Origin of the sequence: Bradyrhizobium guangdongense (assembly GCF_006483445.1) — a bacterium.
Lineage (GTDB): Bacteria > Pseudomonadota > Alphaproteobacteria > Rhizobiales > Xanthobacteraceae > Bradyrhizobium > Bradyrhizobium guangdongense_A.
The window spans coordinates 1-15,184 of sequence record NZ_PPPT01000026.1 but is presented as its reverse complement, the minus strand read 5'-3'; the positions used below and the strand labels follow the sequence as shown (position 1 = coordinate 15,184).

The 15,184-nt window shown below is 65.2% G+C and carries 2 protein-coding genes; both read left to right on the top strand.

From position 1 onward, the window contains the following. The first annotated feature begins 224 nt into the window (after window positions 1-224). Window positions 225-1,004: a hypothetical protein gene (locus tag C2U70_RS04090; RefSeq protein ID WP_140976580.1), complete on the top strand. Its 780-nt coding sequence runs from the start codon at window positions 225-227 to the stop codon at window positions 1,002-1,004. Window positions 1,005-1,020: 16 nt separating this feature from the next. Further along, window positions 1,021-15,184 (top strand): leukotoxin LktA family filamentous adhesin (locus tag C2U70_RS04085; protein ID WP_140976579.1); only part of this gene is annotated, 14,164 nt, incomplete at its 3' end.

Genomic DNA, 15,184 nt, shown 5'->3' with positions numbered 1-15,184 from the left:
AATGACGAAATTAGGCAAATGTGAACCTCTATTCGCAGCCTTCCTGACCCGAATACCGTATCCGTATGTCGCTGCATGTTGCTAACGATTCACGGGCTTTTGTCCGATTTTCCGTGGCGCTGCAGCAATTGTGTGTGGTCCCAACGGCTGCTCTTTCGAGAGCCAACCGTTGCTCGATTTTCGCCTTTCGACCTCGGTCGACGACTCTTTTTTGAAGGTTTGAGATGCGCAGACTTTATTCCCTGTTGGCCGCGAGCGGCCTTTTGACGTCCCTTCTGGTCAGCCCGGCGATCGCCCAGGGGGCTGCAAATCAAGGACCCGCTAGTCAGGGCACGAATCAAGGCGCAACGAAGCAGAAGGCTGCACCCGCTCCGAAGGCGGCTGCGGCCGGCACCAGCGCCGGTGCGAGCTCGGCGCCATCAGCGACAGAAGCTCCGAGCGGCGAGGACAAGGCGGGTAAGGCCATCGACGGCTTCCGCTCCGCCAAGTTCGGCACCAGCGAAGCCGATGTCCGCGCCGCGATGGTCAAGGATTTTGCCGTGAAGCCTGAGGCGATCAGGGCCCAGGACAATCCCTCCGAGCTGACGCACAGTCTGTTGCTCTCCGTGCCGGAGCTGCTGCCGAACGGCGGCACGGCCGAGCTGTCCTACGTGTTCGGCTACAAGTCCAAGTCGCTGATCCAGGTCGGCGCGGTCTGGTCCAAGGGGACCGATGCGGCGATGACGCCGGAAAAACTGTTCTCCAACGCCAACATCCTGCGCGCCCATTTCCTCAACGAAGGCTTCAAGCCCGACTCCATCGCCGTCAACATGCCTGTCAACGGCGGCATCGTGATGTTCCGCGGCAGCGATGCAAAGGACCGGTCGGTGATCCTGCTGCTCCAGGGGACCTTCGAGAACAAGGAGAACAATCAGCGCGTGCTGACGCCGACCGGCCTCTTGCTGTTCTACGTCGCCGACGCCAAGAGCCCGGACATCTTCAAGCTGCCGCCCGGTCAATTCTGACGACGAGGCTTTTGGAATGCGCGGGCCGTTTGCAAAACGAGACGAGGGTGGCCTGACGCTGCTGCGCGGCGTCTCTCTGCTGTGCGCCATGGAGATGGTGTTTCTGCCCGTCTTCAGCGTCCGCCTGCAGGCGCAGACGGCCAACGTGATCGTTCCGGACGGACGCACCGGCACCAGCCTGCAGACGTCAGGCAACGTCACCAACGTCACGACGTCGACGATCTCCGGCGCCAACGCCTTCAACTCGTTCTCGCAGTTCAGCGTCGGCCAGGGCAACACCGTCAATCTGCAACTGCCGACGGGCACCCAAAACCTCGTCAACATCGTTCGCGACGCGCCCGTTTACGTCAACGGCACGCTCAACTCCTACATGAACGGCCAGATCGGCGGGAACGTCTACTTCGCCGACCCCAAGGGCTTTGTCGTCGGCCGCAGCGGCGTGGTGAATGTCGGCAGTCTCAACGTGTCGACGCCGACGCGCGAATTCACCGACAGCCTCATCAGTGCGCAGGGACAGATCAACGGCTCGGCCGTCGGCAATCTGATGGCCGGCTCGTTCCCGGTCTCGCCGGACGGCAACATCCGGATTTTTGGCCGCATCAACGCCCAGGACGGCGTCCGCCTGACCGGGCAGAACGTCCTCGTCGGCGGTGGTGCAAATCAGCGCGATATCGCCAATCTCGATCACGCCGCAAAATTCGCCGCCTCGGTCAATTCCAAGGGCCTGCGCAGCGCGGCCGCGATCACCGTGCGCAACGGCTCGATCCATATCGGCGCCGCCAACAACGCGACGGTCAATGGACGCCTCACTGCGCGCAGCAAGACCACGACGCCGAGCACCATCACCGTCGATGCCGGCAAGAACATCGATATCGGCAAGAACGCGAGGCTCAGCGCGGCGAGCAAGACGGGCGACGCCGGCGACATCCGCCTCAAGGCCGCCGAGAACCTGACCGTCAAGGGCGGCGCCCGGTTCAACGCCAGCTCGAAGACCGGCAATGCCGGCCTTGTCGAGTTGAGCGCATACGGCAACATCGACATCGGCCAAGGCATCAAGGTCAACGTAGCCGCGCCGAACGGCAAGGCGGGCACGCTGCTGATCGATCCGACCGATGTGGTCGTCGGTGATGCTGCCCAGGGCGACACCGGCGTAACGCTGTCGAACAGCTCTGTCGCGGCTGCGCTCTCGGGGCTCAGCGCCGGCGCCAATTACCTCATCCAGGCTGATAATTCTGTCACGCTGGCCGCGCACGCGGTGATCGATGCCCGCCGTCTCGACGGCTCCGGCCACTCGACCGGCAACGCCAACAGCGTCACCATCGACGCGCCGAACATCGACATCAAGAATGGTGCGCAGATCCTGGCCCAGGCGGTCAATTTCGGCGGAACCACCTACGCGGACGGCAATGTGACACTGACGGCGACGTCGAGCCAGACCTTGTTGTCCGGCCACGCCTACGCGACCACAGGCATCACCGTCGATGGCAAGATCACCGGCGGCGCGATAACGATCGGCGCGACGTCGACGGCCACGGCGAGCTTTACCAGCTCGATCGCCTCCACATTCGCACTGGTCGGCGAGTCCGTGCCGGGGATGATCCTCGGCCTCAACGGCGGCTACGTGGCAGCGACCGCAACCGCGAACGTTGCCATCAACGGCCATGCCAACATCTCGGGCAGCGGCGACGTTTCGATCAGCGCGCACGGCTCGGAGAGAGCCGAAGATCCCGTCATCGCCTCGACGCTGCTGGGAGTGTCGCCTGTTGGCGCCGCGGTCGTGGTCGGCAACATCGCCGGCAACGTATCCACCAACGTGGCCAACAACGCGCAGATCAGCGCCGGTGGCTACATGAACATCAAGGCCACCAACGACGCCAACATGAATGTCGCCGCGGTCTCGCTGACCTCGAGCGCGATTCTCGTGGCGACGGTGGCCTATTCGACGGCATCGGTGACGACGACCGCGAACGTCGAGACCGGCGCCAGGCTGAGCGTTGGAACCGGCGGGTCGGCGGGCGGCCTTGCAGTGCGCGCGCTGAACAACAACAGCTTCACGACAGGGGCGACCTCGGTCGGGCTGGATAACCCGGCGCTGAACGGGGGTGTTGGCGGCGCCGTTGCGATCAGCAACGTCAACACGTCGGCGGTCGCGACGATGGGCGCTTCACTTGGCACCGGCACGTCGAACCGGATGAACGGTGCGCTGACGGTGGAGGCGACCTCCAACACCACCTCGAACTCGACCATGTCCTCGACCATCATCGGCACGCCGGCGCTGATCGCCGGCCTGCAGGGCGCTGCGGTCGTGGGCACGATGAATCCGGGTCTGTTCTCGCAACAGCTCAGCACGCTGTTCACAGCCGATCTGAACCTGAAGGCGGCCGCGGCCCTGACGATTGCGCGCAGCACCGAGAGTGCGACGGCGGCGATTGCACAAAATCCCAGCGGCGGCGCACCGTCGATCTATACATCGGGCAACGTCGCCGTCATCAGCAACGTGATCGACGTCGGGGTGCGCAGCATCGCGACGGCCTCGGCGATCACCTCGAGCCCGGTTGATGGTCAGTCGTCTGCCGTCGCGGCCGCGGTCGCGTGGGGCGATTTCACGCACAATTCCAACGCCTATGTCGGCGGCGGAACGCTGATCAACGCGCCGGAGATCGGAATCTCCGCAAACACCTACATGCCGATCACGAATACCTGGCTGCAGTGGAACGGGCTGACTGACGTTCTACGGCATCTCAACGGCAATCTCGGCGTCGGCGGCAGCATTTTGACCAGCTACGCCAACGCGACTGCGGATGCCGGCGACACCGTCGGCATCGCGGGCTCGCTGAACAATTTCATGGTCCACAACAACACCACCGCGTGGGTTGCGACCGGCGCCAGCCTGACGTCGACGTGCTCGATCGCAACCTGCGGCACCGGCGCCTGGACGGCCCCACTGGACACTGGCGCGACGCAGGCCTTCGACGCAGCTCTTTCGATCAACGCGAATTCGTATTCGGCCTCGATCGACGCGGCGGGCAATGTCGGTACGCTCGGCCTGCTTCCGGGCAACACGTCGGGCGGCTCGTCGCTGGGCGGCGCGCTCAATCTGGTGCAGTTCTGGAACAACACCATCGCCGGCGTCGCGTCCGGCGCCTCGGTCGGCGCGACCGACAACATTTCCGTCACCGCATCGACGACCGACCAGTTCTTCGGCGTCGCCCCGACGTCCGGCAAGGCGGCCGGCGCGCTGGCGCTGAACGGCATCACGTCGATCGCGCTTGTGAACAACACCACGCATGCATCGATCGGGATGGGCGCCAACGTGTCGGCGCCGACGGTCAATCTGCTCGCGCAGCAGGATCTGTCGATGCTGTCGGTTGCAGGCGCCGTCTCAGTCGGCGGCAATTCGGCGGTCGGCCTTGCGGTTGCCTATCTCGGCGCGACCACCGATACCTCGGCCTATGTCGGCGACAATCACGCGGATATCCGCCCGGGTCCGTTCAGTGCCAACGATCCGTTCTCCGGGACCGGCGGTGGAAACGGCACAATCGCCAGCGACAAGCTGACGATATCAGCGACGACCTCAGGCCGTATCACCGCAGCGTCGATTGCGGCCGCGATCTCGGAGCCTTCGGTCTCTGACTTCGGCACCAAGGCGAGCGCGGTCGGCGCAGCTGCAACGGGTGGACTGAGCGGGATTGGGACCGCGCTGACCAAGATCAGTTCGTCGTCGGGCGCCTCCGGCGACGGCATGACGGTTGACATCGCCGGCAGTTCGTCCGTCAGCGACACCAATCTGGCGACAAGTGCCTCGATCACTGGCGTCACCGTCAATCGCTATACGACCAATGGCCTGACGGCCAGCACGGTGGTGCAGGCGCTCAACAATACGATCCTCGACAACGGGTCAGGCGGTGCTGCCGCCAACCTGGCTGGATCCTCGGGATCTTCGAGCGTGGCCGTTGACGGCACCATTGCCGCGGCGATCTCGAACAACAGCACGACGGCCTTCATCAAGAACAGCACGATCAACAATCAGCAGTCCGTGACCGTGCAGGCGCTGAGCGGCGGATCGGAAATGGCCGTGGCCATTGGTCTGGCTGCCGCCCCACGCTCCAACGCGGCCTCGATCGCGCTGTCGGTCGGCATCATCACCGACAGCACCAACGCCTATGTCGAGAATTCGACCGTCACGGGCGTCTCGACCGGCGTCAATCGCGCCCTCGAGGTCGACGCCTATCAGACCACCAACATCGCGGTGGGTGGCGGTTCGTTGTATGTGTCGGGCGGCCAGGCCGGGTTTGGCGTTGCCATGACTTACGCCTCGATCGGCGATCCGACGGGCGGCAAGGCCACCGACGCGCATATCAAGTCGACCTCGATCAGCAATTACGATTCGCTGCTCGTGATGGCCGACAACGCCGCCGTCATCGCCTCCGGCGCGGCGTCGGGCGGGGCAGGGTCAAACGGTCTCTCCGGCGCCATCGTCGTCAACGAGATCACGCCGACCACGACGGCCTATATCAGCAGCAGCTCGACGGTTAACATCAACGTCGGTAGCGTGAGGGTGCTGGCGGACAGCGGCGCGGTGTCGGCGCTGGATACGGCGCTCGGAAACCTGGTCAAGAAGAAGAACAACAATCTTCTCGCCTCGGACACCTGCACGGCCGCCGGCGGCATGGGCACGCAGAACTGCATCGACTTCAGCGCGGCTGCGCTCAACGACGGCACGGGTAACGGCCCGGGTGGCAGCATCATCTCCGTTGCGGGCCTCATCCAGGCCGGCAAGAACAATGTAGGCGCCTCGCTCATCTACGATACGATCGCGACGACGCATTCGGCCTATATCGCCAACGTGCTGATGTCGACCGGCGGCAATGTCAGCGTGAGCGCGGTCGATTCTTCGAAAATCCAGTCGGTCACGCTCGGCTTTGGCCTTGCTACCGGACAGTTTGCCGGCGTTGGTGGCATGACGATCAGCAGCATCGCCAATACCGTTTCGGCTTCCATCGGCAACAACCTGTCCAGTGCGTCGCAATCGGGCGTTACGGGCCGCAACATCTCCGTCACCGCGACCGATAATTCCAGCATCACCGGGACCGCCGCCGTCGTGGGCGCCTCGACCCAGGGCAGCGCTGCGGGCCTGGCGCTCGTCTACAGCAGCATCGCCAACGATGTCAGCGCCGGCGTCACCGGCTCCAGGTTGACTGCATCGGGCAGCGTTGCCGTCAACGCGAACTCGAACGCCAGCATCTCGACTGTCGCCGTCGGCGTCGCGATGTCCTCGCAGGTGGGGCTGGCAGGGTCGGTCGCCACCAATCTGCTGGGGACCAACGTCACCTCCAGCATCACGGCTGCCGGGACCAACGGCATCAACGGCTCCGACGTCATCGCGACCAACAATGTCGGCGTGATCGCAGGGAATAACGACAAGGCGGCGGTGTTCGCCGGCGCGTTGTCGATCAGCAAGGGCGCGGGCGGCGGCGCTGGCTCGCTCGTGACCAACAAGATCACCGGGACCACTGCGGCCTATATCAGCGGGGCGAACACGCTGGTCGATGCGCGCGGAACCAGTACGACCGATACGCTGTCGGTCAACAACGGCACGCTTGTTCACGCCTTCGATCTCGGCACGGCCCAGGCTCCGACCGACAGCACGCCTGACCTCTCCGAGAACCAGGACACCGTGCGCGGCCTTGCCGTCGTCGCAAGCTCGCACCAAGCGGTCGTGGCCAATGTCGCGTCGCTGGCGGCGAGCAGCGGCATCGCCATCATGATCAACCCCATCACCAATGTGATGAGCGGTGGCACCCGGGCCTATATCGACAGCGCAGCCATCGATACGCGCCTGACATCTTCGACGCTGGCGCCGCAGATCGAGGTGGCCGCGTCGAGCTTCTCCTATTCCGGCACCTTCGGCGCCGGCATCATCCCGCCCACCGGCAATGGCGGCGGCGGCGCCACCATCATCTCGACGACGATGTCGCGCGATACCTTTGCCTACATCACCAATGCCACGGTCGGCGGCGTCCAGTCGTCGAACCCGACGGTCGGCGCGGTAACCGTGAAGGCCAATGCCGCGCAGGATGCATCCTCGATCGCCGTCGGCTTCAACACCGGGTCGGTCGGGCTGAACGTCTTCCAGGCGACGACGGAAGCCTATGTCGACGGCGGCGCGCTGACGGCCGCGTCACTGACTGTGAATGCCAACAATGACACCGGCATCTTCTCCGCGAACGGTTCGGGTGCCTATGGCAGCCAGGCCGCGATCGGCGCGGCCTTCCTGGTCCAGGTCTCCTCGAACCGGACGGAGGCCTATGTCGGCGACGAGTTCCACTATCAGGGCACTGGCGCCGCGCACACGACCGCGCTCAATCTGAGCGGCGCGCTCGACGTCGAGGCCAAGACCAAGAACCGCTTCGAGGCCTATGCGATCGGCGGCGCGCTCTCGACGGGCACAGCGGCGATCGCCGGCATGGCGAACATCGAGATCGCCAACAACACCACGATCGCCGGTGTCTACGACACCACGCTGCAGTCGCCGACGGGCTCCGCGGCCGGTGCGGTCACCATCAACGCGACCGAGGACGTGGCGATCAAGGAGATCGCCGGTGCCCTCGCGATCGGCGCCAGCGGCGCGGGCGTCGGTGTCGGTGCTGCAGCCAACGTCATCGTCTTCAAGAGCCAGACCATTGCGGAAAGCCGCAACAGCGACCTCAATTCGTTGGGCGCGATCAATGTCGGCGCGCTCAGCACCAAGGAAGTGCTGTCCTACGCGGTGACGGCCGGCATCGGCGGCAGCGTCGGTATCGGTGCGACCGTCGGCGTCATCATCATCGGCACCAACACCGCCGATCCGGACACGCAGGGACAGCAGACCGGCCAGCTCAATCAGAACGGCAACGGCACGATTGCATCGGTGAATTCGCGGACCAGCACCAATCATGGCAGCGATGCGGTCGCGAGCGGAACCTCCGGCAATCCGAGCTCGGCGAATGCCAGCTCGACCTACGATGTCTCGACGGTCCTGACCGGCGGCAATGACGGGGTCACCGCGCAGATCGCGGGCGGCAATGTCACTGGCACGGAGGTCAATGTCGGCGCGACCAGCGCCAATGCAGCCAAGATGTACCTGCTCGGTGCGGGCTTTGCGAAGAATGTCGGTATCGGCGCAGGCATCGGTTACACCAGCGTCAACAGCAGCGTGCTCGCGAACCTGAGCGCAATCGTCGCCGCGCCCACCGTCAACGTCGCGGCGCAGGTCAAGGACGCCACCACCGGCCCCTATGCTGGCAAGACCATCGACACCGAAGCGATCGCTGGCGGTGCGGCGCTGTACTTCGGCGCACAGGCCGCCGTCGCGTTCGGCAATGTCACCAACACCGTGACGGCCCAGCTCGGCGGCAGTGTCATCGGCACCGGCGGCGATGGCGTTGCCGTCATGGCGATGGATTCATCGACGCAGGTCGTGTTCACGGGCGGCGTCACCGGCGGTGCTGCGGCCGTCGGCGCATCGGTCGCCACGGCCGGACGGTCGAGCTCGGTCGCGGCAAAGGTTCTGGACGGCACCACGATCGATACCAAGACGCTCGCGGTCGGCGCATCCGGCGCCGGCACCTTGTCCACGACGGCAACGGCGCTCGGCGGCGGTATCCTCGCAGGCGTCGGTGCCGATGCCGAGTCGAAGGAGAATTCGACCGTGCTGGCCGAGATCGGCGCCAGTGCCTCGATCACGACGTCCGCGACCGGCGTCGGCACGATGGTGACCGCATCGATCAAGCCTAATCTGTCGAGCGAGGCGATCGGCGTCTCGGTCGGCGGCGGCGCGGTCGGCGTCGCCATCGCCCAGTCGGTGGTCGGAGCCACGGTCACCGCCGATGTCGGCGACAACGCCGTCTTCTCGGGCGGTGCGCTCGGCATCACGGCCATGGCGCTGGTCCCGACCAGCGGCACGACGACCTGGGCCAAGGCGCTCGCAGGCGGCGGTGGCTCGCTGATCGGCGCGCAGGGCAGCTTCGCTCGCGCCTCCCAGAACACGACGGTCAGCGCGTATGGCGGGACCGGGATCACGCTTCCCAATGGTGACGTGGCCATTGCAGCCCAGAACGACAGCGCCCAATACGCCGAGGCGACTGGCCTTTCGACCGGCTTCCTGGCGCTGGGTGCGACGGTCGCGCAGACGTCGTCGAGCGCGCACACCTACGCCTATCTGGGCGCGCCTGCGGATATGGACGCGACCCATCTGAACCATACCGACTACACCGGCATCCTCCAGATCACGGCCACCGGCACGGATGCCAACGTCTCCAACGCGACGGTCGGCGCAGGCGGCACCTATGCCGGCGCGGCCGCGGTCGCCACGACCAGCTCGACCGCCGTGACCAACGCGCGGTTCGACGGAGGCGCGACCGATGACACGCTCTATTTCGGCGGTCTCAGCGTCAAGGCCAAGCACACCACCAATTACGCCGCCAGCGGCGATGCCTATCAGGCGTCCACGGCCGGCGTCTCCGCCGGCAAGGCGCAGAACGATGTCACCTCGACCACCACGGCCGAGATCGGCACGCATCTGATCATCAACACGGATGGCGGCAACATCGTCGTCATCTCCAACGACATCGTCAACCAGGCCGGCGGCGGCGCGCGATCGGGCTCCGGCGGTTCGTTCTCGGGCGCGGCCGCGCTGAGCGATTCCCACGTCACCCAGTACGTCACCACTAATATCGGCGCCGGGACCATCCTGAGCCTCAACGGCGATCCGCGAACGGCGACGGGCGTGATCGACATCGAGGCCTACAACACGCTGAACACCCAGGACACGGCGAGCCTGGCCACTGCCAGCTTCTTCGCCGGCGGCGGCGCCGCATCCAACATGACGGCGAACGCCACGCTCGCGGTCAACATCAATGCCCGCGAGCTGTTCAGCGTCGGCAAGATCTTCGTCGGCACGGCTGCGAAGATGGCGGCATCCAACAATGCCAATGCCAGTCTCTACGGCGCGATCGCAGGCGTCGGCGCCAGCACCAACACCTGGGTCCACGCCAATCAGGTCGTCAATGTCAGCGGCAGCACGACGATCGAAGCCTGGCGCGACATCAATATCTATGCGGGCATCTCCGGCGACGGCATCACCTTCAGCACCGTCCAGGCGACCGCGACGACGGTCGTCTACAACAACACCGCCATTCCGATCTCGGCGCTGTACCGTGGCACGGCCAACGCCGGCAGCGACTCGAGCCTCACGCTTGCCGATAGCTCGCGGGTGCTCGGCGTCCGCGACATCTACCTCGGCGCAACGCAAGGGCAGGTCACCGCGGCCGGCAACGGCAGCAATTACAATCCGTATCTGGACATCTTCAGCGCCAAGAACAGCGACAACCACAGCCACACCAGCGGAAGCGGCGACGTCGCGCTCAACGGCCTCGTGGTGGCCGGCATCAACAACGACGTGACGATCACGATCGATCTCGGTGCAAGCGCGCCGGTCTTGAGCACGTCGAGCCCGTACTCGACGCTGTCATCCACGCTCGAATATGTCGCCGACGTCGATCATTTCAGCCCGGTGAAGAGCTGGAACCACCAGACCGTCCAGTACACCACCGTCGGCGGCTTCAATCCCTACCAGAACATCGTCAACCAGCTCGTCACGCTGACCGGCCTGACCGACACGCAGATCCGGACCCAGCTTTCGACGTCGACGTCAGCGCATCCCGCCACGATGGCGCCGTCCGGCGCCGACCCGACCGGCGACGTCCAGCGTCAGATCAACGCGTTGATCCAGCAGGCGCCCTATACCTCGGATGCCGGCGGCAACGCCTTTGCGTTCGGCGACATCCTGGTGTCGGCCGGCAATGTCTCGATCCTGGCGCAGAAGCTGACCGGAAACAGCCTCGCCGGCCATACGGCGCCGTCCGTCACCGCGCTGGGTTCGGCGAAGATCAAGGTCGAGAACCGTGGCCTCGACTTCATGGATTTTGCGAACCTCACCGTCACCAACGTGACCGGCGGGAGCATCACCTATCGGCAGATCGACCATGTCGATCCGGATTCGCACTCCAACGTCACCTTCACCGCCACGCCGAGCGCGACGCCGATCATCGACATCTCGGCGACCTACAACCGCGTCGATCCCAGCACCGGGCTCGGCGTCGACGACAACGGCAACCAGCTCACCCGCAAGCCCGACATCTATTTCGACGGCATCGTCACCAACGAGAACGGCCTGCTCAAGATCACCAGCCAGCTCGGCAGCGTCGTCGCGTCGCAGTCGCTCAATGCCGCGACCATCCAGATGGTGGCGCCCAACGGCTCGTTCATCTTCCTCGGCGGCATCGGCAGCTTCTACAACTCCAACCACGATGTCACCTCGCAATGGGCCGGCGTCCAGTACAAGCCGGCCGCCAACGACACGCTGACGGCGGTGATGGCGGCGGCGACCTATCTCGGCGCCTATGGCGACTACGCGACCAGCCCGCATATCGCAGCAGGCGGCAACCACCCGTATTTCTATTATTGCTGCGTTGATGGTAACTCCGGCGTTCAGCAAACGGCCGCCAACAGCACGATCTTCACCGCGCGCATGCTGATGACCTATTACGACGGCCTGTCGCTCTATTCGGCGATCTTCCTGCCGATGGGATCCGGCGCGCCTGGCAACGGCAACCCCAATGCCGGCAGCGTCGGCAGCACCGCCACGCTCGCGATCATGGAAGGGCCGACGGTCCAGACGATCTCGACCGCGCCGTGGGAGAAAAGGACCTATGACGGTCAGGGCGTGTACACCGACAGCGGTCCGTACAAGACGCCGTTCAACTGCTCGGGATGCTCGGCCTACTTCCAGGTCGTCAATATCCAGAATGATGTGATCACGCCGAGGACCGCGTCCTCGAACGCGAGCACGAACTGGAGCTCGACCACGCCCTCGGGGTACCAAAACCCCGCGAACGCGCCCTTCATCCTCGGCCAGGCGATTATCATCTCGGCGGGGGTCATCAACGTCAACGGCCTGATCCAGAGCGGCACGAGCAGCAATTACTCGGTCGACATCGGCGGCGGTGCGTTGTCAGCCATCAACCAGCTCAAGGGCAACGCTGCGAACTTCGCCCAGGCGCAGGCCAACGCGCGGAACGGCAGCTATTACGACATCACGGCGGCTGCGACGCCGCTGGTCTCCAGCGATATCAAGATCGGCGTGAAGTACAACGCGCTCACCGACCAGATTCTCGTGAACGGCGTGGTGCAGGGCTCCGGCGGCTACGTCTACCTGAACGGCAAGATCATCTCGACCTCGACCGACGGCACCGCCCAGGGCACCATCGCGGTCAAGGGTGGCGCGGGCACGATCACGGTCAACAACTCGACCGGGCTTGGGCTCGTCACCAACACCATCAACACGGGCGTCAGCGCGCCCAGCGTGATCCAGATCGTCGATCAGCTCCAGCAGCAGACGACGTGGTACGTCTACAATCCGTCCGCGTCGGGCAGCCAGCAGGTGTCGACGTATCGAACCAACAGCGTCAATGCGAGCGCGTACAACCCTGCGATGCTGACCGGCCTCAGCGGCACGGCGGGCATCCAGTACGCCGTGAAGCCCAACATGTTCTACCAGTGGGTCGACACGGCGACGCTCGATCGCCCGACCACCAGCACGCAGTTCGACTATGGCTGGCACTACACGCCGAATTCGTCCGGAGACAACTGGACCCGCACCGTCAGCCTGGTCGAGAACGTGATGCAGGCCACGGGCGGGGGCGGCAATACCGGCCAACTGCAGACCGCCAACTTCCAGGAAGTCATCACCGCGACCGGCGGCTATCACGGTGGCGGCGGCAACACCCATCCCGAGAAGTGCTGCGGTGCGGACGCCCAGTACAACTGGTATCAGCAGATCTACGATCACCTGACCCTGACGCTGACCAACACGGTCAAGGCCTCGAACCCGATCAACATCCAGTTCAGCGGCGGCGGCGTGAGCACGGTTAACGTCAGCTCGAACTCCGGCATCGTCGTCAACGGCCCGATCAACAACCTCTCGGGCGATACGACGGTTACGGCCACCGGCGCCAATTCGGCCATCACATCGGGTGCGGCCGCCAACAACCCGATGATCTCGGGCAGGAACGTGACGCTGTCGGCGGATGGCGGCATCGGCACGCGCGGCACGAACGGCGTTCCCGTCCAGGTGCAGGTCTATGGCGGCAGCCTGAAGGCCGATACGATCGACCACGACATCGCGATTGCGGCTATCGGCTCGCTATCAATCGACCACGTGAAGGTGACTGCAGCCGGCGCCACGCCGCAGGGCAGCGTTTCCATCTCGGCAACCGGCGACATCAACGCGGCGGCCGCCTACAACGTCGCCACCCCCGTGGTGATCGGCAAGAACATCGAGATCAACTCCAGCGCCGGTGCGATCGGCGCGACGAGCAGCGTCGTCAACGGTGCGACCACGCTCACCAACATCAAGCCGCTGGTGATCCAGGCGACGGGCACCACGCAAGTTGACGGCACCGTCGATGGCGGCGTTCTCGACAGCGCGTCGGCCACCGGCACCTATATCGTGCAGTCCAGGGGCGATTTGCGCATCGGCACGGTCTCGTCGAACGGCGGCCCGGTGTTCCTGGCGGCGGCCGGCTCCGACGGCAACCAGGCCAGCATCCTGAGCGGCCGGGCGGCGGTGGGTATCAGCGCTGCGGAAACCGCGCATCTGCAGAGCGTCTGGAATAACCTCAATCTGCTCAACGGCAACGCCGCCACCGCCGCCGTCAACAGCTACCAGTCCATGGTGACGGCGGCCTATAACGACTACTTCCAGCTCAAGAACATTGCGTTTGCGAACGGCACCTACAATCCGACCGCGGTGGGCCAGACCGTGCTGCGGGCGCAGGTGGCTGCCAAGCTCGGCATCGATCCCGCGGACGTCACGACGACGCAGATGAAGGTCGAGGCCACGACGCGGTTCCTGAAGGATCAGTTCCTGCTCGGCAAGATCTCCACCGCCGAGCTCAAGAGCGGGCTGACGACCTTGCTCGGAAGCGCACCTGCGGACACGCTGGCGACCGTGTTCGGCGCCACGCTCTCCTCGGGCCTGTTCACGAGCCTGTTCCAGGGCGTGGCGGCCGCCGACCAGCGCCTGCCGACCAACGCCGCGCTGCAGACGGCGCTCAACACCTACAATGCGACCTACAGCTACACGCTGGCGTCGAGCGAGCGGGTCTACGGCATCATCACCGCGGGCTCGAACTGGACGCAGGACCAGCTCTCCTACGTGGTCTCCTCGTCCGCCGTCGGCGCGACGCCGCCGCCGATCTCCGACAACGTCGTGGCCAATATCAGCGCCAGCCAGATCATGCTCTACGCGCCGCATGGCTCGATCGGCAATTCGGCAGCGCCTCAGACCTTCACCTTCACCAGCGTCGATTCCTCGTCGTTGTCGGCGTCGCAGAAGGCATTGCTGGCGTCCGCCGGCCCCGGTCAGCTTACGGTCGGCGCGGTCACTGACGCGACCACCCATGTCACGACCTACACGGTCAGCCTGTCGCAGCAGAACCTGGTCGTCCTCGACAACCCGACGGCGATCTCCGCCAAGGCGCAGTCGAATATCTATCTCGGCAGCAAGAACAGCCTCACGCTCGGCGGCGTTACCGCGAGCTACGGCCCCGTGACGGCGGCGCAGGCCAACGGCATCGAGGTGACCGGCCGCGGCGACGTCAAGCTCGACGCCGTGACCAGCATCTCCGCCGCCGCCGGCGTGACCGGCGTGCCGGTGATCTCGGGTGATATCGGCAACCTGACCCTGATCGCCGAGCACGGCAATATCGGTGCCCCCGGGACCGCCGGAAGCAATCCCGCGACCAACCCGAACGCGATCCAGATCGCTTTCGCCGATCCGGCCAACGACCAGCTCGACCAGGTCTCGTCGGGGCAGGGCGTCTATGTGAAGCAGACCACCGGCGACCTCGTTCTCGGCAACATCGCCGCCGGCAACGACATCCAGCTCGCGGCGACCGGCAGCATCTACGCCGAGCAGGGCTTTACCGACCGCTCGGCGATCCACATCCTGGGCGCCAACCTCGACCTGCGGGCCGGCGGCCACATCGGCTTCAACGGCTCGACCTTCCAGCCGTTGCAGGTGAATATCTCCGGCACAGTGACCGGCTCGGCGGTCGGCGATCTCAGCCTCCTCGCGG